The following is a 17,070-nucleotide window of genomic DNA, read 5'->3' on the forward strand; positions in this document are numbered from 1 at the left end:
ACTATGCTTATAAAACGGCAGAAGCCCTGATAGTCTGCTTTTATTTTATATCTATAATATATTATGGCAATAGTAAAACCATTTAAAGGTGTTCGTCCTCCAAAGGAGTTCGTTGAACAAGTAGAAAGTCGTCCATACGACGTATTGAATTCAGAGGAGGCACGCGAAGAAGCTAAGGGCAACGAAAAGAGCCTTTACCATATCATTAAGCCTGAAATAGATTTCCCAGAAGGTACAAGTGAATATGACCCACGTGTCTACGAAAAGGCTGCAGAGAACTTCAAGATGTTCCAAGAAAAAGGTTGGTTGGTACAAGACGACAAGGAACATTACTACATCTATGCACAAACAATGAACGGCAAGACACAGTATGGTATCGTTGTCGGTGCTGCTTGTCAGGACTATGTAAACGGTGTCATCAAGAAGCACGAGCTTACACGCCGCGACAAGGAAGAAGACCGTATGAAGCACGTTCGTGTAAACGATGCCAACATCGAGCCAGTATTCTTCGCTTATCCCGATAATCCAGTGTTGAAGGAAATCACTACTCGTTATGCAGCTACTACTCCTGAATACGATTTCATTGCTCCTATCGACGGTTTCCGCCATCAGCTTTGGGTCGTTTCTGACGATAAGGACATCAAGACCATTACCGAAGAGTTTGCAAAGATGCCAAGTCTCTACATTGCAGACGGACACCACCGTTCAGCTGCAGCAGGTCTTGTAGGTGGCGAAAAGGCAAAGGCTAACCCAAACCACACTGGAAAAGAAGAGTACAACTACTTCATGGCAGTTTGCTTCCAGGCATCTGAGCTTACCATTCTCGACTACAACCGTGTCGTTAAGGACTTGAATGGTATGACACCTGCACAGTTCCTCGAAGCATTGAAAAAGAATTTCATTGTTGAAAAGAAAGGCACTGCAATTTATAAACCAGCTCATTTGCACGAATTCTCACTTTACTTAGAAGGCGAATGGTACTCTCTCACAGCCAAGGAAGGTACATACGATAACAACGACCCAATAGGCGTACTCGACGTTGATATCTCAAGCCGTTTGATTCTCGACGAACTTCTCGGCATCAAAGATTTGCGTTCAAGCGACCGTATCGACTTTGTGGGTGGTCTCCGTGGTCTCGAAGAACTCAAGAGGCGTGTGGACAGTGGTGAAATGAAGATGGCTTTGGCACTCTACCCTGTTTCTATGCAGCAGATTATGGACATTGCCGACAGCGGCAAGATTATGCCTCCTAAGGCTACTTGGTTCGAGCCAAAACTCCGTTCAGGTCTTATCATTCACAAGCTTTCATAAGTTTACGACATCATTAATTTTGATTTCACATCAAGTTAATTAATGACAGATAAGTACAGAACAGTACATAAAAACACAATTGGCGAGGGGTTTTATTCCGAAAAGAGGAGTAAATTCCTCGCCTTTGTGCATCATATAGATTCTGCCGAAGAGGCTTTGGACATCGTAAAGCACTACAAAAAGGAGTTTTACGATGCACGCCACTACTGCTATGCCTACCGTTTGGGTGCCGACGGTGCAGAGTTTCGTGCCAACGACGACGGCGAACCATCATCAACGGCAGGTAAGCCCATTCTCGGACAGCTCGTCAGTAACGATATTACCAATACTCTGATTTGCGTAATCCGCTATTTCGGCGGTGTAAAACTTGGCACGAGCGGACTGATTGTTGCTTATCGCGAAGCCGCTGCCGACGGAATAGCACATTCGAAAATAGAAGAAAAGTTTGTAGAACACATTGTTCGCTACATCTTTTCTTATCCGATGATGAACGATGTTATGAAGATAGTGAAGGAAATGAATGCCAACATCGTTGAACAAAACTTCGACAACACTTGCGAAATCGTCCTTTCCATTCGTCAGTCACTTGCCGAACAACTCGAAACGCGACTGAATAAACTCTCGTTTGAATAGGATAAAGTGTTGTCAAAACGGTAGTATTTTTCGTGTGAAACAATAATACTTTTTCTCTAAACCAATGGTACTTATTGATTAAAATGTATGAAGTAGATACATGAAAATAAGTTTACTTTTTTCAGGATTAATATAACTTTTTTAAAGAACTATAGTATGTTCTTAATGGAACGTCCGTATATTTTAGAAAAGAAGTCCGTACTTTTCATGAAAAACGTCCGTACTTTTTGTGTGAAAAGTATATACTTTCTTATAGGAAGTATAATCTTTTTATAAATAAATATCAGGTATTTGCGTTCATCACTTCAGTTGTCGTTTTTATGGCAAGTCTGTGTTCTGATGAGATAGTATTCGGTAGTTGTTTCCTGCTCGCGAATGTGGTAATGCCATACGAATTTTATCTATTTTTTATAATAAAAAATCGAACTAAAATCATTGGTTAATGGAGTTTCGTAGCACCTTTATTTGTTTAATTTGACTTCGTGTGTTTATCCACTAACTCCATTCATTTCTTGACGAAATACTATGGAGATTTTGCCAAAAGTTTATAAGCTTTTTGGGGGAAACTTATGAGTGCTCGGGAGGAAATGAATAGAGATACGACAAAAAGTCTATTGCTTCGGTGGAAGAATAGACTATATTTGCATCAGCAACAGATGCTGAATGAGAGAGTGATTAAGCTGTTAGGTGTTTGTTTGTTGTAATACTTCTGTGGTTTGTTATGCGGGTATCAAGAAGTTGATTATTTCCTTTTTCACAGTAACCTTGAAAGGGCCAATGGGTGTTTTCGCCATCAATCTGCCGTCGATTCCGATAAGTGTGCGTGGCTCTACATGCATTGTAACCTCTTGCGTGCGATAAGGGTGTACGCTTTTATAGTTTAAGAATTTGCCACGCAGGAACAGATAAATACCTTCGAAAAGTTGTGTAACTTCAGAATGGTATACCACCGATACGTCTAAGAGTCCGTTATAAGGTACAGCGTTTGGCGTTTGTCCGTATCCTAAAGCATTTCCTATGCAGACGGTAGTAATTCTGCGCTTTATCTCGTCGGTATTTATCTTGATGTGCATGTGGAAGTCCATGCGTTGAAAAACTAAAAGAATGAACGAGAAAATGAACGACAGACTGCGCGAACCGAACAGGTTGCGCGTGCGGCGGCGCAGGTTCATGATGGTGGCAATAAGCCCGATGTTGATGCAATTCAGGAAATAACGGTGGCAACCTTCGCCCTCTCGGTTTCTGTAACGAATGCAGCCAAGGTCTATTCTACGTACACGGCGTGCTTTCAACCACTCGATGGTCTGTTCTATATTGTCTTCGTTGAAGCCCCAGAAGTGGGCAAAGTCGTTCATAACACCGTTAGGAATTACTCCCAATACGATGCTGTCGCGCACCTCTTTCTTCTCTTGCATCAGGCAATTGACGGTGTCGTTGAGTGCCGAATCGCCACCGAAGATAATGATGGTGCGGTAGCCGTTGCCTATCATCATGCGGACAAGACGCTCTACACCTGCCGAACTCTCGCTCTGAACCATGTCGAAAGCAATGTTGTGTGCTTTAAGGCAACGCTCTACACGTTCCCAGCGCTTCTGCGGACTGCCCAGCAATCCGCCTTTCGGACAGTAAAGTATGCCCCATTTCTTTTCGTCTACCATATATATTATCTCGTTTGAATCGTTTTTATGCTTTTTCGATGAGTGCCTGGACGTGCGCTATCTTTTCGTTTAATGGTGTTGCAGCGTCTATCCAGTGTATGTGGAACCCACGTCGCTCCATTCCTCTGAACCACGTCATTTGTCGTTTGGCAAACTGGTGAATGGCTATTTCCAAGTTGCGGTACATCTCGTCGTAGGTTAATTTGCCTATGACGTATTGTGTAACGAACTTATATTCCAAGCCATAGTAGATGAGGTCGTCGGCAGGAATGCCCGAATCGAGCAGTGCCCGCACCTCGTCGACCATACCTTCGTCCAACCTTGCCTTTAAGCGGTGGCTTATTTTGCGGCGGCGTTCGTCGCGGTCGATGTCTACACCGATAATTATCGAATCGACAGCAGGCATCGGACGGTCGGGCGTAGGGTGTTCCAGCTCGTAGGTTTCAATCTCAATGGCACGAATGGCGCGGTTGGTTGTATCAACATCGGTACGGTTGTGCATTGCCGAATGGTTTCTTTCTTTCAATGCAGAAAGAATTTCGGTAAGTTCGGCGAGTGATTTTCCTGCTAACGAAGCGCGCAGAGCGTCGTTCTGTGGAACTGGCGAAAGGGCGTAACCCTTCAGCACTGCCTCGACATAAAGCCCTGTTCCACCACACAGAATAACAGGTTTGCCACGTTCGACAATATCCGTATAGGCAGTCCAGAAGTCTTGCTGATACTGGAAAAGATTGTATTTCGTGCCCGGTTCGGCAATATCAATCAGGTGATAGGGTACTTTTATGCCATTCACTTCATAATCGGCAAGGTCTTTCCCCGTACCGATATCCATACGACGATACACCTGACGGCTGTCGGCACTGATAATCTCTGCCCCCATTGTGGCAGCTAATGCAGTGGCAAAAGCGGTTTTCCCACTCGCCGTTGGTCCTATTATCGTAAGCATTTTATCCATTTACTGCACAAAAATAATAAAAAAAAGCCATTCGGCAATAAACCGAATGGCTTTTTAATATTGTTTTCTTGTGAAATCGGAAGATTAGCCATTCACTTTCGCCATGTGCTTAATCAACTCTATAACCTTGTGAGAGTAACCGATTTCGTTGTCGTACCAAGATACAACCTTTACGAAAGTGTCTGTCAAAGCGATACCTGCCTTCGCATCGAAGATAGATGTACGTGGGTCGCCAAGGAAGTCAGAAGAAACCACTGCGTCTTCTGTGTAACCGAGAATACCCTTCAATTCGCCTTCAGAAGCTTCTTTCATGGCTGCGCAAATCTCTTCGTACTTAGCGGGTTTAGCCAAGTTTACGGTGAGGTCTACTACAGAAACGTCCAGTGTAGGAACGCGCATTGACATACCGGTGAGCTTGCCGTTGAGTTCAGGAATAACCTTACCAACTGCCTTTGCAGCACCTGTTGAAGAAGGAATGATGTTGCCTGAAGCGGCACGACCGCCACGCCAATCCTTCATGGAAGGACCGTCTACAGTCTTCTGTGTAGCTGTTGTAGAGTGAACAGTAGTCATCAAACCGTCTTTGATACCGAATTTGTCGTTCAATACTTTAGCAATAGGAGCCAAGCAGTTTGTTGTGCAAGATGCATTAGAAACGAACTGAGTGCCCTTTACATATTTTTCGTGGTTCACACCGCAAACGAACATTGGGGTGTCGTCCTTTGAAGGAGCAGACATTACAACGTACTTAGCACCAGCTTGTATATGAGCTTGAGACTTTTCCTTTGTAAGGAAGAGACCAGTAGACTCTACAACGTACTCTGCACCGATTTCGTCCCACTTCAAATCAGCAGGGTTGCGCTCTGCAGTTACACGGATAACGTTACCGTTTACGATGAGCTGAGACTTTTCAACGTCAGCTTCGATAGTGCCATTGAATATACCGTGCATGGTGTCATACTTCAACATGTAAGCAAGATAATCAACTGGGCAGAGGTCGTTAATACCAACTACAACTACGTCCTTAGCGTTTGCCTCCTCAAGACTTGCGCGGAATACGAAACGGCCGATACGGCCAAATCCGTTAATACCAATTTTAATCATTTGTCTTTATTTAAAGTGAATACTAAACTATAATACCTAAAACTTATTGTTACCTAATGTGTGGTTGTGCGAAAAGTAATATTTTTACCCCTCATATGCTGCAAAGTTACAAAAAAGTTCTTATATTTGCAACCGAAAAGAGTATTAAACATTATTAAATTAAAAGGTGTTTGCAGGATAACTTGACCTATATTAATAAATAAGATTATTGTTTTCTCTTGCAGCATTTACAAAAAGTAACTTTATGAGTTTCCTTAAAGAATTTAAAGAATTTGCCATGCGTGGTAACGTAATGGACATGGCTGTTGGTGTTATCATTGGTGGTGCGTTTGGGAAGATTGTATCTTCGTTGGTAGATGATATTATGATGCCGATTATCGGTGTGCTGACGGGCGGCATAGACTTTAGTAAAATAAGCTTAATGGTAGGCGATGCAGAAGTTAAATATGGCATGTTCATTCAGAACATCATCGATTTCCTTATTATCGCAATCTGCATCTTTGTGATGATTAAAGCCATGAATAGTTTGTCTACTAAGAAGAAAGAAGAGTCTGCAGCTCCTGCAGAACCTTCAAACGAAGAGAAATTGCTAACCGAAATTCGCGATTTGTTGAAGAATAAATAATGAAAATGAACTTATGGTAGCAGGTTGTAAAGTTGTCTGCGGAAGCATCATAAGCTTTCGGAATGGGCAATATAAAACACCAAAGGCGCATTGAATAGGATGCGCCTTTGGTATTATTTGTAGTTTGTTAATACAATATTATATTTATCGTTTCTTATACTTTAGATCGCTATTCCCACTCAATGGTTGCAGGTGGCTTTGAAGAAATATCGTAGCAAACGCGGTTTACCCCCTTTACTTTATTGATGATTTCGTTTGAAACTTTTGCCATAAAGTCGTAAGGCAGTTGCGCCCAGTCGGCAGACATGGCATCGGTGCTGGTTACGGCACGCAAGGCAACAGGGTGCTCGTAGGTGCGTTCGTCGCCCATAACGCCTACACTGCGGATTGTAGACAGCAGAACGGTACCAGCTTGCCATACTTTATCGTAGAGAACTTCGCCGTCTTCGCAAACGTAGTGCTGCATGTTCTCGATGTAAATGTCGTCAGCATCTTGCAGAATGCGTACCTTTTCGCGGGTAATATCGCCAAGAATGCGCACTGCCAAGCCTGGTCCGGGGAATGGGTGGCGCTTGATGAGGCGTTCAGGCATGCCCAATTCGTACCCCACACGGCGCACTTCGTCTTTGAAAAGCCATTGTAACGGTTCGCAAAGCTTCAGATCCATTTCCTTAGGAAGTCCTCCCACGTTGTGGTGACTCTTGATAACCATGCCCGTAATGCTTAGACTTTCGATGCGATCGGGGTAGATTGTGCCTTGTGCCAACCACTTTGCATCGGTTATTTTCTTAGCTTCGGCATTGAAAACCTCTACGAAATCGCGACCGATAATCTTGCGTTTCTGCTCTGGGTCGGTAACTCCGGCAAGGTCGGCAAAGAACTTTTCCGATGCATCAACGCCGATAACGTTCAGCCCTAAACCTTCGTAAGCCTCCATTACCTTCGCAAACTCATTCTTGCGGAGCATGCCGTGATCTACGAAAATGCAGGTAAGGTTCTTTCCGATGGCACGATTGAGCAGGGTAGCGCATACCGAAGAATCGACACCACCTGATAAACCGAGTATCACGCGGTCGTTTCCTAACTGTTCTTTCAGTTCTTTCACGGTTGTTTCCACATACGAGGCGGGGCTCCATTCTTGCTTGCTGCCGCAGATATCCACTACGAAATTCTTTAGAAGCAGAGTTCCCTGTGCAGTGTGGAAGACCTCCGGGTGAAACTGGACTGCCCACAAAGGTTGCGTCGTTGAGGCGTAAGCTGCAAACTTTACATCACTTGTTGAGGCGATAGTCTTGCAGTCGGAGGGAATGGCAGTAATGGTATCGCCGTGGCTCATCCATACTTGTGAGTTCTTGTCGAAGCCGTAGAACAACGGATTTTCCGTATCTACAGTTGCCAAGTTAGCGCGTCCATACTCGCGTGTACCCGTTTGTTCTACCTTGCCACCGTTCTTGTGCGAGATGTATTGTGCACCGTAGCAGATACCAAGTACAGGAACTTTGCCTACAAACTGGCTTAAATCCACTTGGAACGCTTCTGGATCGTGAACCGAATAGGGCGAACCTGAAAGGATAACGCCTATCACCGACGGGTCGTCTTTGGGGAACTTGTTGTATGGAAGTATCTCACAGAACGTGTCTAATTCACGCAATCGGCGACCAATTAGCTGGGTTGTCTGTGAGCCGAAATCCAAGATGATGATTTTTTGCATATTCTGTATGTTGTTGTTGTTTCTGTTCTTTTGTTGTTGTTATTGCCTAATAGCCTAATTGTTGTGCAAAGGCGTCGGCTTCGGAGAGCGTGTCCAACTTGCCGACGTCCATAAGTTTAAGGTCGTTTTTCACCTTTCCAACGAAGTGTAAGTCCTTTGCGTACTTCAGATAAAAGTCCATTATGGGGAACTTTTCGGGACATTCGTTCATCGTTTCGAATATTTTGTTTCCCACAACGTGTATTCCAGAGAAAGCAAAAAGCGTGTAGCCGTGTTGTTCGTTGGTAGCTTTGTCGTTCTTGTAAGGCTGCGTAAAGGTGAGTTCATGCAAGGTTTCGTAAGGCGATTTCACTTCTCCGGTGTCTACATTTGTCCACCCCACCAAGCGCATATCTTTATTGAAGATAAGATAACGCTTTGTTTTTCTTGGGCTTACAAGTAGAACTGCATCAACCTTTTGCTCTGTTTCTGCTTCGCAAGCGTAATCGTATAACGCGCGTAAGTCTACGTTGCTAAGTATATCTACGTTATGAATGAGTACAGGTTCGTTCGTATTGAAAAGCGGTGTTGCCTTTTTTATTCCGCCACCTGTATCGAGCAGCATTTCCGATTCGTCGGAAATGCGAATGTCTGCACCGAAATTGTTTTGTCGTAAATATTCAATGATTTGATTGGCAAAGTGGTGTACGTTCACTACAATGCGCCGGCTGCCTGCTGAAACCAGTCGTCTGACAATGTGTTCAATGAGCGGTTTGCCCCCAACCCTTACCAATGCTTTGGGCATTCTGTCGGTAAGTGGTTTCAGACGTGTGCCAAGTCCGGCGGCAAAAATCATTGATTGCATTGTCTTCTGGTTTTAATGTGTGCAAATTTACTAATTAAATCTCAGACAGCAAAGAAATAAACTTATAACCTTAGCTGTTCTTTTCAGTTGCCATGGTGAAGTTTTACCTTCGCCTAAGTACGCTTAGTTTTCGCTTCCAGTACTTGTTCTATGCCTTGTTCGCGATGCGTAATGCGCACTTCGATGCCGTATTTCTTATTCAGATGTTCTGCTAAATGCTGGGCACAGTACACGGAACGGTGCTGTCCGCCCGTACAACCGAACGAGAACATTAGGTTGGTGAAGCCACGTTGCATATAGCGTTCCACGTGGTGATCGGCGAGTTTGTAGACCGGACGAAGAAATTCCAAGATTTCGCCATCGTCTTCCAAGAAGCGGATAACAGCCTCGTCAAGTCCTGTTATCTTCTTATAAGGTTCGTAACGACCGGGGTTGTGCGTGCTGCGACAGTCGAAAACGTAGCCGCCGCCATTGCCCGAAGTGTCTTCAGGAATGCCTTTCCGGAACGAAAAGCTAAACACCCGCACCACCAAGGGACCTTTTCCATCGTACTTGGAGAAGGTTGCGGGACCGTCCAATGGGTTTGCCTTGTACACATCTTTCTCAGCAACCTTGTAACCGTCGGTTCTGTTCTTTGCAGGTTGTTCGATAAGAGCGAACTGTGGTAGCTGTGTCAGCCTGCGCAACATATCCAGCAGGTACGGATAAGGGAACATTTTCTCGCCCAAATCCAGTACGTCGCGGAGGTTCTGAATGGCTGGCGGAATGGAATCGATAAAGTGTTTCTTGCGTTCAAAATAGCCACGGAAGCCGTATGCACCCAATACTTGCAGCAAACGGAAGAGCACAAACAGCGAAAGACGGTTTACAAAATGGCGTTTCGACGGCACTTCGGTAAAATGCTTCAGGCTGTTATAATACTCGAAAACCAACTCGCGACGCAGTTTGAACGAATATTTTGCACTTGCCTGCCACAGAAACGAAGCAAGGTCGTAGTAGTAAGGACCTTTTCGTCCACCTTGGAAATCAATGAATTGTGGCTTTCCGTTGGCATCGAGCATAATGTTCCGTGCTTGGAAGTCGCGATAAAGAAAGGCGTCCATCTTCTCCGATGTAAGGTCTTTTGCAAACATTCGGAAGTTGGCTTGTAGCTTTAGTTCATGAAAGTCAAGTTCTGTTGCTTTCAGGAAGCAATATTTAAAGTAGTTCAAATCGAAGAGAACGCTTTCTTCGTTAAACTCTGCTTGCGGATAGCAATAGCTGTAATCCAGCCCACGTGAACCACGAAGTTGGAAGTTGGGTAGCTCTTTTATCGTCTTGCGCAACAGTTCCTGTTCGGCAAGATTGTAGCGTCCGCCCGCTTCGCGCCCGCCCCGAATAGCATCGAAAAGCGATGTTACGCCCAAATCGGTTTGCAAATAGCGTGTTTCATCTTCAGAAACAGCAAGCACATGTGGTACGGGCAGCTGTCGTTTGGCGAAGTGTTTGGCAAGATAAATAAAGGCATGGTTCTCGTCGCGGCTCGTACCGATGACGCCAATCACCGATTTCCCCTCGTCGTCAGTAAAGCGATAGTACGTCCGGTTGCTGCCTGCACCAGCCATTTTCTCTATGTTTGCAGGAACATTGCCTGCCCATTGCTTGTATAGTTCTACGAGTTTTTCCATTACTCTGTAAATGTTTCTCCTTTAGTTTGTGCCTTCTTCTTTATTTTCTTTTCCTTCTTTTGTATCCCGTTCTATTTCTTTTAAAATATCTTCAGCCTGTTTCTCACCTTGTTTTTTCATTTCGTATTCGCGTAAGAAACCATCAATAAGCAACAAGATAACCATTATACCCGAAGTTATCAAGATACTTCTTGTTAAAAAGTAAAGTCCCCCTATGATGCCGAAGAAGACTATAAACATTTTCCAATTAAGTTTTATCTTCATGCTACAAAGTTACTCAAAAGTTTTTAGAAATTGCGAAATACCCCCAGAATTATTACTATTTGCAAAGGTGAGACGTAGTAGCAAGTGTCCTGTAACATAAATAAGAAATGTAAAAAAGCAGTATAAATAAAATGATAAATATGCGTGTGCATAATGGTTTAGTTATCAACGTATTACAGTATCTACTTTTGGACATCGTAAAAAGCCTGTTTTGCAATGCAAAACCCACCCTTTGGGGCGATAAAAACCACTGTTTTAGTTCTCAAAACCCACCCTTTTGAGAAGTAAAAGCCTTGTTGTATAATTATGATACCAATTATACAAGAAATTGAACTGGAAGTGAATATATGAGAATACTGTTTCTTTTATAGTGAGATTGTAACGATGCATTATATCAGTATGTACCATTTTGAGGGGGCAAAGATGTTTGTGTGTCGGTTTGGATAAATTGAAAAGAGAGTTATTAGAGTTTGTTAAACTCTGCCAAAATTGCAGAATTTAAAAAATAAATAGGTAAATTTGTCAGCCAAATGAACAATACAGAACTTCAACGCGTAAAGCAGCGTTACAACGTTGTGGGCAATTGCGATGCACTGAACAGAGCTTTAGATATTGCATTGCAGGTTGCGCCTACCGACTTGTCTGTACTTATAGTAGGAGAGAGCGGTGTGGGCAAAGAGATTATACCTCGTATCATTCATGATAATTCGCCACGAAAGCGGGAGAAATACTTTGCCGTTAACTGCGGCTCCATACCCGAAGGAACGATTGACAGCGAACTCTTCGGACACGAAAAGGGCTCGTTTACGGGTGCCATCGGCGAGAGCGATGGCTATTTCGGCATTGCAAACAAAGGTACGATTTTCCTCGACGAAGTGGGCGAACTGCCTTTGGCAACACAAGCCAAGCTGTTGCGTGTGCTGGAAACAGGCGAGTATATTCGTGTGGGAGGACAGGAAGTGCGCAAGACCGATGTGCGCATAGTGGCTGCAACCAACGTTAATATGCGCAAGGCGGTGAGCGAAGGAAAGTTCCGTGAAGACTTGTTCTACCGCCTGAACACCATTCCTATTCAGATGCCGCCGCTTCGCGACCGTGGCGAAGACATTCTTTTGCTGTTCAGGCTCTTTGCCATGCAAATGGCAGAGAAGTACCGCTTGCCCAAAATAACGCTGGACGACGATGCAAAACAAATAATGCTGCACTACAAATGGCCTGGAAACGTGCGGCAGCTGAAGAACATTACCGAGCAAATGTCGGTGCTGAGCGAGCAACGTGAGATAACGGCAGACATGCTGACCGACTTTATTCCGCGCGACCCCGATAGCACACAGCTTGCCATTATAGAAAAAGGAGGAAAGCATAGCTACGAGAGCGAACGCGACATACTGTACCAAATACTTTACGAACTGCGTGGCAATGTGAGCGAATTGCGCCGCGATTTAAATACTGTTCGCAAGCAACTGGAAGAAACACGTGCACTGAATGGAGCACGAGGATTTGAGCCTTTGCCCGAGAAACATGATGAGACAATGTCCGTTCCTTCCAAACACGCTGTCCCGGGGACATCACTTTCCGATGGCATGGTAGAATTTGCAGATGCCGAAGAAATATCCGAGCCTGAGGTTTTGAACCTCAGCGATGTGGGAAGACAGATGGTGGAGAAGGCTTTGGAACGCAACAACGGCAACCGAAAGAAGGCGGCACAGGAGTTGGGCATCAGCGACAGAACGCTTTACAGAAGAATTAAGCAATATGGCTTGGATAGCAAATAAAACAGAAAAAATACACCTTATATATATAGTAGTGGCGTTGATGTGTCTCACCGCTTGTTCGGTGAGCTATAAATTCAATGGTGCAAGCATCGATTACAGCAAGGTGCACACCATTCAGATAGCCGATTTCCCAATCCGTTCTGCTTATGTGTGGGGACCAATGGGACCTATGTTCAACAATAAACTGAAAGATGTCTTTGCCAATCATACCCGCTTGGAGCTGGTGAAACGCAATGGCGACCTGAAGATAGAGGGCGAAATAACACAGTATCAACAGCGCAACAAGAGTGTTTCGAGCGAGGGCTATTCGGCTCAGACAGAACTATCTATCACTGTAAACGTGCGTTTTGTAAACAGTACGAACCGTAATGAAAATTTTGAAAAGCAATTTACGGCAACAGCCAGCTACGATACCACAAAGAGTTTGAATGCTGTTCAGGAAGAATTGGTGGAACAAATGATAAAAGATCTTACCGAACAAATCTTCAATGCAACTGTTGCTAATTGGTAAATATAACGGACATTAACATTGTAAAGGGAATAAAACTATGGACATAGCGCATTATTTTGATAATCCTGAAGAGTTGAATAAGGAAACATTATACGAACTTCGGAATCTTATCGCGCTCTATCCGTTCTATCAACCAGCTCGCATACTGCTTCTGAAAAACTTGTTTCTGTTACACGATGCAACGTTTGACGAGGAGTTAAGGCGTGCAGCTATCTATATTACCAACCGTAGAGTACTTTTTAATCTGGTGGAGGCAGCACATTATCAACTACGTCCGGAGAAAAGCCAAGAGGCGACATTGCAGTCTGCAAAAGAAGAAACACCGACAGAAACAAATACTGACAGAACAGTATCGCTTATTGATAATTTCCTCGAACAAATTCCAGACACTCCGGAGAAAACCGAGAATGGTAACAGAAAGCCTACACCCGTCGATGCAACTGTGGATTATGTTGCCTACTTAATGAACGCTGAAAGACAGGAGGAGGGTAGGGACGAAGCACCCGAATTGCGTGGACAAAGTCTGATAGACAATTTTATCCATAATGAAGGAGGGAAAATTGTCCTGCAGGAAGAAACAGAATACGAGCCAGAAAATATAGATGAAGGCGATGAAAAAATAGCTACAGCAGAAGAAAATGGCTATTTTACAGAAACTTTGGCACGAATATACATAAAGCAAGGGAGATATTCTAAGGCCTTGGAAATAATTAATCGATTAAATTTGGTATATCCAAAAAAAAGTCGTTACTTTGCAGACCAAATCCGGTTTCTACAGAAATTGATAATAAACAATAATAAAAAATAACATAGAAAATGTATACGCTTTTAGTAATACTTATCGTTATTGCGGCTATCTTGATGATTGGTGTAGTTCTAATCCAGGAATCTAAGGGTGGAGGACTATCATCAAACTTCTCCTCTTCTAATGCCATTATGGGTGTTCGTAAGACAACGGACTTTGTGGAAAAACTCACTTGGGGTTGTGCAATCTTTATGATTGTTTTGAGTATAATGTCAACACGTATCGCTCCACAAGCTGAAACAGACCAGAGTGTAATTGAAAAGGCTGCTACGGAAAATGGTTCTGTAAATCCAAATAACTTGCCTAACTTTGGTGCAAGTCAACAAAAGCAAACAGCTCCAGCAGCGCAAGGACAGGCGGCAAAGACTCCTGCAACCCCTGCAAAGTAATGAAGAGAGGTAAGAAAGTATAATTTTTATTTGTACAGAAAGAATAAAGTTCGTACCTTTGCATTCGCTTTTGAGAAGCAAAAAAATATATGGTGGACGTAGTTCAGTTGGTTAGAGCGTCAGATTGTGGTTCTGAATGTCGTGGGTTCGAGTCCCACCTTCCACCCCATAAAGTGGACGAGGAGTTTCTGTAAAGATATTCCTCGTCTTTGTTTTTTAGTAAAAGATAAGTAAAAACATCGTTCTGAACGATGTAAATGATTAAGATGAGGACACAAAGATGGTACATGGACACGAGGTTCTCCACATGATGGAGGGTAACAACTATAGCACTAAAGAAGGTTTAGTACAGGCAATTATAAGTAAATTTGGTCCTGATGAGCGTTTCTATACTTGCTCTGCAGAGGGAATGACGGCTGAGGAATTAGTTGATTTCCTTGAAGTCAGGGGAAAGTTTATGCCTTCTGGTAACGAAGATTTTACGGTAGATACAACTAAAATCTGTAATCACTAAGGCTAATTGTTATGATAAAGATTTATGGAATGAAGACTTGTCCGGATTGCATTGCAATAGATGAACAAGTAAAAGATAACAACCGTTTTGCGGTAATAGATATCGGCGAACACGTTAGATATCTAAAAGAGTTCTTGCGCTTACGCGATAATGACGCTGTATTTGCAGAAGTTCGGAAGAAAGGTTATGTAGGTATTCCTTGTTTTGTGCTCGAAGATGGCACTGTAACGCTGAACCCCGAAGATGTAGGCTTACAGAAGAGACAGGAATACAAGACATCTTGTAATATAGATGGGAGCGGTTGTTAAGGGAAAGAGTTACCAACGAGTAACTCTTTTTTTAGTGTGCTTAACAAAAACGAATCCATTTTTCATTATAATCAGTAATTTCCGTACCTTTGTAAGGCTAAGTTTTTTTGAACGAAATTTGTGTGGAATACGATGCGGTTGGATAAACTTTCAATTATAAATTACAAGAACATCGAGGCGGCAACACTCAACTTGTCGCCGAAGCTGAATTGTTTTATCGGGCATAATGGTGAGGGAAAGACGAATTTATTAGACGCTGTCTATTACCTTTCGTTTTGCAAGAGCGCATTCAATGCCAAGGATTCGGAGGTAATGCGCCATGAAAGCGACTTCTTTGTGCTGGAAGGAGACTATACCGCGGATACTAATGCCTGCGAGCAAGTATATTGTAGCATGAAACGGGGGGCGAAGAAGCATTTCAAACGGAACAAAAAGGAATACAAGAGGCTTTCGGGGCACATAGGACTGATACCTTTGGTTTTTGTTTCTCCGTCTGACATTTCGATTATAGAGGGAGGAAGTGAAGAGCGCCGCAGATTGATGGACGTAGTTATATCGCAGTACGACCGTCCTTATATCGAGTCGCTGATGCGATACAACAAGGCTCTGCAACAGCGCAACAGCTTGTTGAAGCTGGAAGAGGAGCCTGATGCCACGTTGCTGGAGCTGCTGGAAATGCAGATGGCAGAATACGGAACGGAAATTTATAGGAAGCGTGCTGCCTTCATAGAGCAGCTTGTTCCTGTCTTCCAGTCAATCTATCAGTCAATCTCGCAGGACCGCGAACAGGTCTTGTTGCAATATGTGTCGCATGGAGAACGGGGGGACTTGCTCGATGTGATACAGCGTGACAGGGCGAAGGACCGCATTATGGGCTATTCGCTGCATGGCGTTCATAAAGACGACCTTGCCATGTTGATGAATGGTTTCCCCATGAAGCGTGAGGGAAGCCAGGGACAGAACAAGACTTTTGTATTGGCATTGAAGCTGGCACAGTTCTATTTCTTAAAGCAGGCAGGTGGGAACAGGACTCCATTGCTGTTGCTCGATGATATTTTCGACAAGTTAGATGCTGCCCGGGTAGAGCAAATAGTGAAGTTGGTGTCGGGTGATGGCTTTGGACAGATATTCATTACGGACACCAATCGTGAGCATTTAGACAGAATTCTGGGTAACGGCAGCTTTGACTATAAGATATTTTCGGTTGGAAATGGGGAAGTAACGGAAAGGAGTGCTACAAATGTTCAGGCGTAAGGTGAAGCCTCTCTCGGAAATTCTCGGCAAGCTTCTGCGTGAAGAAGGGCTTGAAGCTCCTCTGCTTCAGAAGCGTATCGTGTCTGCCTGGGATATCGTAGCAGGTCCGACAGTCGTACGCTATACGCAAGAGAAGAGTATTCGTAACCAGACTTTATTCGTGAAAATAACTAATCCTGCCCTGCGTCAGGACCTTTCCATGATGCGCACACAGCTGGTAAAGCGTTTGAACGACCACGTGGGTTCGTTTGTTATTTCCGATATCCGTATCTATTAGCTTCCTTTCCCCATATCAAATTGTTCTTTTATTCTTATCAGATGGGAACAAGGTCTCTGCAGGCTTTGTTTTCCGATGGTATGGGCATGATTTTTTATTACAGCAAACGAGGTGCTTTTCTTATCGTGCAGCTCAATGCGTTCATGGGAAATGTGCATCGCATGCCACCCTCCGGTGTATCGTCCCATACTAACGACAGTGTTTCTTGTGTGGTGCGTAAATATCTGATATACGATAATTTATAAAATCATACAATGTTCCATAAAAAACGATAGTACTTTTTACTTTAAAAGTACTATCGTTTTTTCTGGGAAGGTAGTATCGTTCCAAAAAGAAAGTACTATCGTTCTGGAAAAAAGGTAATATCGGATTAAGAAATGTAAACTATTTTCACGGCTTTTATAACCAGCGATTGAGTACGAAGGTGTAATGAGATTAGCTGAAAAAGTCGTTTTGCAAATGTGA

The 17,070-nt window shown here is 43.6% G+C and carries 19 protein-coding genes and 1 tRNA gene; 13 read left to right on the plus strand and 7 right to left on the minus strand.

The window, feature by feature from the left end; translation table 11 throughout:
• Positions 1–63 precede the first annotated feature (63 nt).
• Together RDV52_RS06850 and RDV52_RS06855 are read left to right on the plus strand one after the other, a co-directional pair.
• Positions 64–1,311, plus strand: coding sequence for a DUF1015 domain-containing protein (locus RDV52_RS06850; RefSeq protein ID WP_004366357.1), 1,248 nt, complete (start codon positions 64–66; stop codon positions 1,309–1,311).
• A gap of 42 nt (positions 1,312–1,353) precedes the next feature.
• Positions 1,354–1,944 carry an IMPACT family protein gene (locus RDV52_RS06855; protein WP_004366356.1) on the plus strand — a complete coding sequence of 197 codons (591 nt, stop codon included), beginning with the start codon at positions 1,354–1,356 and terminating at the stop codon, positions 1,942–1,944.
• Between the two features lie 719 nt (positions 1,945–2,663).
• On the opposite strand, the gene RDV52_RS06860 is transcribed toward RDV52_RS06855, so the two are convergent.
• The 3 genes from RDV52_RS06860 to gap form a co-directional block, all read right to left on the minus strand.
• On the minus strand, positions 2,664–3,602 hold the full coding sequence (locus tag RDV52_RS06860) for a diacylglycerol/lipid kinase family protein (RefSeq protein WP_004362035.1): 939 nt from the start codon (positions 3,600–3,602) through the stop codon (positions 2,664–2,666).
• Between the two features lie 25 nt (positions 3,603–3,627).
• Positions 3,628–4,557, minus strand: a complete 930-nt coding sequence (gene miaA, locus RDV52_RS06865; protein WP_004366355.1) for a tRNA (adenosine(37)-N6)-dimethylallyltransferase MiaA — start codon at positions 4,555–4,557, stop codon at positions 3,628–3,630.
• Between the two features lie 84 nt (positions 4,558–4,641).
• On the minus strand, positions 4,642–5,661 hold the full coding sequence (gene gap, locus RDV52_RS06870; protein WP_004366354.1) for a type I glyceraldehyde-3-phosphate dehydrogenase: 1,020 nt from the start codon (positions 5,659–5,661) through the stop codon (positions 4,642–4,644).
• A gap of 244 nt (positions 5,662–5,905) precedes the next feature.
• On the opposite strand from gap, the gene mscL reads away from it, so the two are divergent.
• A complete protein-coding gene (gene mscL, locus RDV52_RS06875) occupies positions 5,906–6,286 on the plus strand; it encodes a large-conductance mechanosensitive channel protein MscL (RefSeq protein WP_004362031.1) in 381 nt (126 codons plus the stop codon).
• 169 nt (positions 6,287–6,455) lie between these two features.
• Here the strand turns inward: mscL and guaA are convergent, their stop codons facing one another.
• The 4 genes from guaA to RDV52_RS06895 all read right to left on the minus strand — a co-directional run bounded on the left by guaA (position 6,456) and on the right by RDV52_RS06895 (position 10,772).
• Positions 6,456–7,997, minus strand: coding sequence for a glutamine-hydrolyzing GMP synthase (guaA, locus tag RDV52_RS06880; RefSeq protein WP_004362030.1), 1,542 nt, complete (start codon positions 7,995–7,997; stop codon positions 6,456–6,458).
• A gap of 46 nt (positions 7,998–8,043) precedes the next feature.
• Positions 8,044–8,841 carry a nucleotidyltransferase family protein gene (locus tag RDV52_RS06885; RefSeq protein WP_004362029.1) on the minus strand — a complete coding sequence of 266 codons (798 nt, stop codon included), beginning with the start codon at positions 8,839–8,841 and terminating at the stop codon, positions 8,044–8,046.
• A gap of 113 nt (positions 8,842–8,954) precedes the next feature.
• Positions 8,955–10,508, minus strand: a complete 1,554-nt coding sequence (locus tag RDV52_RS06890) for a RapZ C-terminal domain-containing protein (protein WP_004366353.1) — start codon at positions 10,506–10,508, stop codon at positions 8,955–8,957.
• A 21-nt stretch (positions 10,509–10,529) separates the two neighbouring features.
• Entirely contained in the window at positions 10,530–10,772 is a 243-nt protein-coding gene (locus tag RDV52_RS06895; protein ID WP_004366352.1) for a hypothetical protein, read from the minus strand.
• Positions 10,773–11,302: 530 nt separating this feature from the next.
• Between RDV52_RS06895 and RDV52_RS06900 the strand changes: the two genes are divergently transcribed.
• From RDV52_RS06900 to RDV52_RS06945, 10 genes are all read left to right on the plus strand, one after another.
• Positions 11,303–12,547: a sigma-54 interaction domain-containing protein gene (locus RDV52_RS06900; RefSeq protein WP_004362025.1), complete on the plus strand. Its 1,245-nt coding sequence runs from the start codon at positions 11,303–11,305 to the stop codon at positions 12,545–12,547.
• 40 nt (positions 12,548–12,587) lie between these two features.
• On the plus strand, positions 12,588–13,058 hold the full coding sequence (locus tag RDV52_RS06905; protein WP_370445875.1) for an LptE family protein: 471 nt from the start codon (positions 12,588–12,590) through the stop codon (positions 13,056–13,058).
• A gap of 37 nt (positions 13,059–13,095) precedes the next feature.
• Positions 13,096–13,866 carry a tetratricopeptide repeat protein gene (locus RDV52_RS06910; protein ID WP_004362023.1) on the plus strand — a complete coding sequence of 257 codons (771 nt, stop codon included), beginning with the start codon at positions 13,096–13,098 and terminating at the stop codon, positions 13,864–13,866.
• Positions 13,867–13,874: 8 nt separating this feature from the next.
• Complete coding sequence (secG, locus tag RDV52_RS06915) at positions 13,875–14,252, plus strand: preprotein translocase subunit SecG (RefSeq protein WP_004366349.1); 378 nt, start codon at positions 13,875–13,877, stop codon at positions 14,250–14,252.
• Between the two features lie 92 nt (positions 14,253–14,344).
• Positions 14,345–14,421, plus strand: a tRNA-His gene (locus RDV52_RS06920).
• 111 nt (positions 14,422–14,532) lie between these two features.
• On the plus strand, positions 14,533–14,766 hold the full coding sequence (locus RDV52_RS06925; protein WP_004366348.1) for a YecH family metal-binding protein: 234 nt from the start codon (positions 14,533–14,535) through the stop codon (positions 14,764–14,766).
• A gap of 11 nt (positions 14,767–14,777) precedes the next feature.
• Positions 14,778–15,074 carry a hypothetical protein gene (locus RDV52_RS06930; RefSeq protein ID WP_004362020.1) on the plus strand — a complete coding sequence of 99 codons (297 nt, stop codon included), beginning with the start codon at positions 14,778–14,780 and terminating at the stop codon, positions 15,072–15,074.
• 132 nt (positions 15,075–15,206) lie between these two features.
• Complete coding sequence (recF, locus tag RDV52_RS06935) at positions 15,207–16,328, plus strand: DNA replication/repair protein RecF (protein WP_004366347.1); 1,122 nt, start codon at positions 15,207–15,209, stop codon at positions 16,326–16,328.
• Positions 16,315–16,605, plus strand: coding sequence for a DciA family protein (locus RDV52_RS06940; RefSeq protein ID WP_004362017.1), 291 nt, complete (start codon positions 16,315–16,317; stop codon positions 16,603–16,605). Before recF ends, RDV52_RS06940 begins: the two co-directional genes overlap by 14 nt.
• Before the next feature lie 41 nt (positions 16,606–16,646).
• A complete protein-coding gene (locus tag RDV52_RS06945) occupies positions 16,647–16,850 on the plus strand; it encodes a hypothetical protein (protein ID WP_147278291.1) in 204 nt (67 codons plus the stop codon).
• Positions 16,851–17,070: the final 220 nt, after the last annotated feature.

The organism is Prevotella nigrescens (assembly GCF_031191185.1).
GTDB lineage: Bacteria > Bacteroidota > Bacteroidia > Bacteroidales > Bacteroidaceae > Prevotella > Prevotella nigrescens.

Excerpts from the sequence above, each read along its gene's own strand:
- RDV52_RS06905 (WP_370445875.1), top strand. The coding sequence starts at position 12,588 with ATGTGTCTCACCGCTTGTTCGGTGAGCTATAAATTCAATGGTGCAAGC.
- RDV52_RS06885 (WP_004362029.1), bottom strand. The coding sequence starts at position 8,841 with ATGCAATCAATGATTTTTGCCGCCGGACTTGGCACACGTCTGAAACCA.
- RDV52_RS06945 (WP_147278291.1), top strand. The coding sequence starts at position 16,647 with ATGGGAACAAGGTCTCTGCAGGCTTTGTTTTCCGATGGTATGGGCATG.
- secG (WP_004366349.1), top strand. The coding sequence starts at position 13,875 with ATGTATACGCTTTTAGTAATACTTATCGTTATTGCGGCTATCTTGATG.
- RDV52_RS06925 (WP_004366348.1), top strand. The coding sequence starts at position 14,533 with ATGGTACATGGACACGAGGTTCTCCACATGATGGAGGGTAACAACTAT.
- RDV52_RS06860 (WP_004362035.1), bottom strand. The coding sequence starts at position 3,602 with ATGGTAGACGAAAAGAAATGGGGCATACTTTACTGTCCGAAAGGCGGA.
- gap (WP_004366354.1), bottom strand. The coding sequence starts at position 5,661 with ATGATTAAAATTGGTATTAACGGATTTGGCCGTATCGGCCGTTTCGTA.
- RDV52_RS06900 (WP_004362025.1), top strand. The coding sequence starts at position 11,303 with ATGAACAATACAGAACTTCAACGCGTAAAGCAGCGTTACAACGTTGTG.
- RDV52_RS06890 (WP_004366353.1), bottom strand. The coding sequence starts at position 10,508 with ATGGAAAAACTCGTAGAACTATACAAGCAATGGGCAGGCAATGTTCCT.
- miaA (WP_004366355.1), bottom strand. The coding sequence starts at position 4,557 with ATGGATAAAATGCTTACGATAATAGGACCAACGGCGAGTGGGAAAACC.
- RDV52_RS06850 (WP_004366357.1), top strand. The coding sequence starts at position 64 with ATGGCAATAGTAAAACCATTTAAAGGTGTTCGTCCTCCAAAGGAGTTC.
- mscL (WP_004362031.1), top strand. The coding sequence starts at position 5,906 with ATGAGTTTCCTTAAAGAATTTAAAGAATTTGCCATGCGTGGTAACGTA.
- RDV52_RS06940 (WP_004362017.1), top strand. The coding sequence starts at position 16,315 with ATGTTCAGGCGTAAGGTGAAGCCTCTCTCGGAAATTCTCGGCAAGCTT.
- recF (WP_004366347.1), top strand. The coding sequence starts at position 15,207 with ATGCGGTTGGATAAACTTTCAATTATAAATTACAAGAACATCGAGGCG.
- RDV52_RS06910 (WP_004362023.1), top strand. The coding sequence starts at position 13,096 with ATGGACATAGCGCATTATTTTGATAATCCTGAAGAGTTGAATAAGGAA.
- RDV52_RS06855 (WP_004366356.1), top strand. The coding sequence starts at position 1,354 with ATGACAGATAAGTACAGAACAGTACATAAAAACACAATTGGCGAGGGG.
- guaA (WP_004362030.1), bottom strand. The coding sequence starts at position 7,997 with ATGCAAAAAATCATCATCTTGGATTTCGGCTCACAGACAACCCAGCTA.
- RDV52_RS06895 (WP_004366352.1), bottom strand. The coding sequence starts at position 10,772 with ATGAAGATAAAACTTAATTGGAAAATGTTTATAGTCTTCTTCGGCATC.
- RDV52_RS06930 (WP_004362020.1), top strand. The coding sequence starts at position 14,778 with ATGATAAAGATTTATGGAATGAAGACTTGTCCGGATTGCATTGCAATA.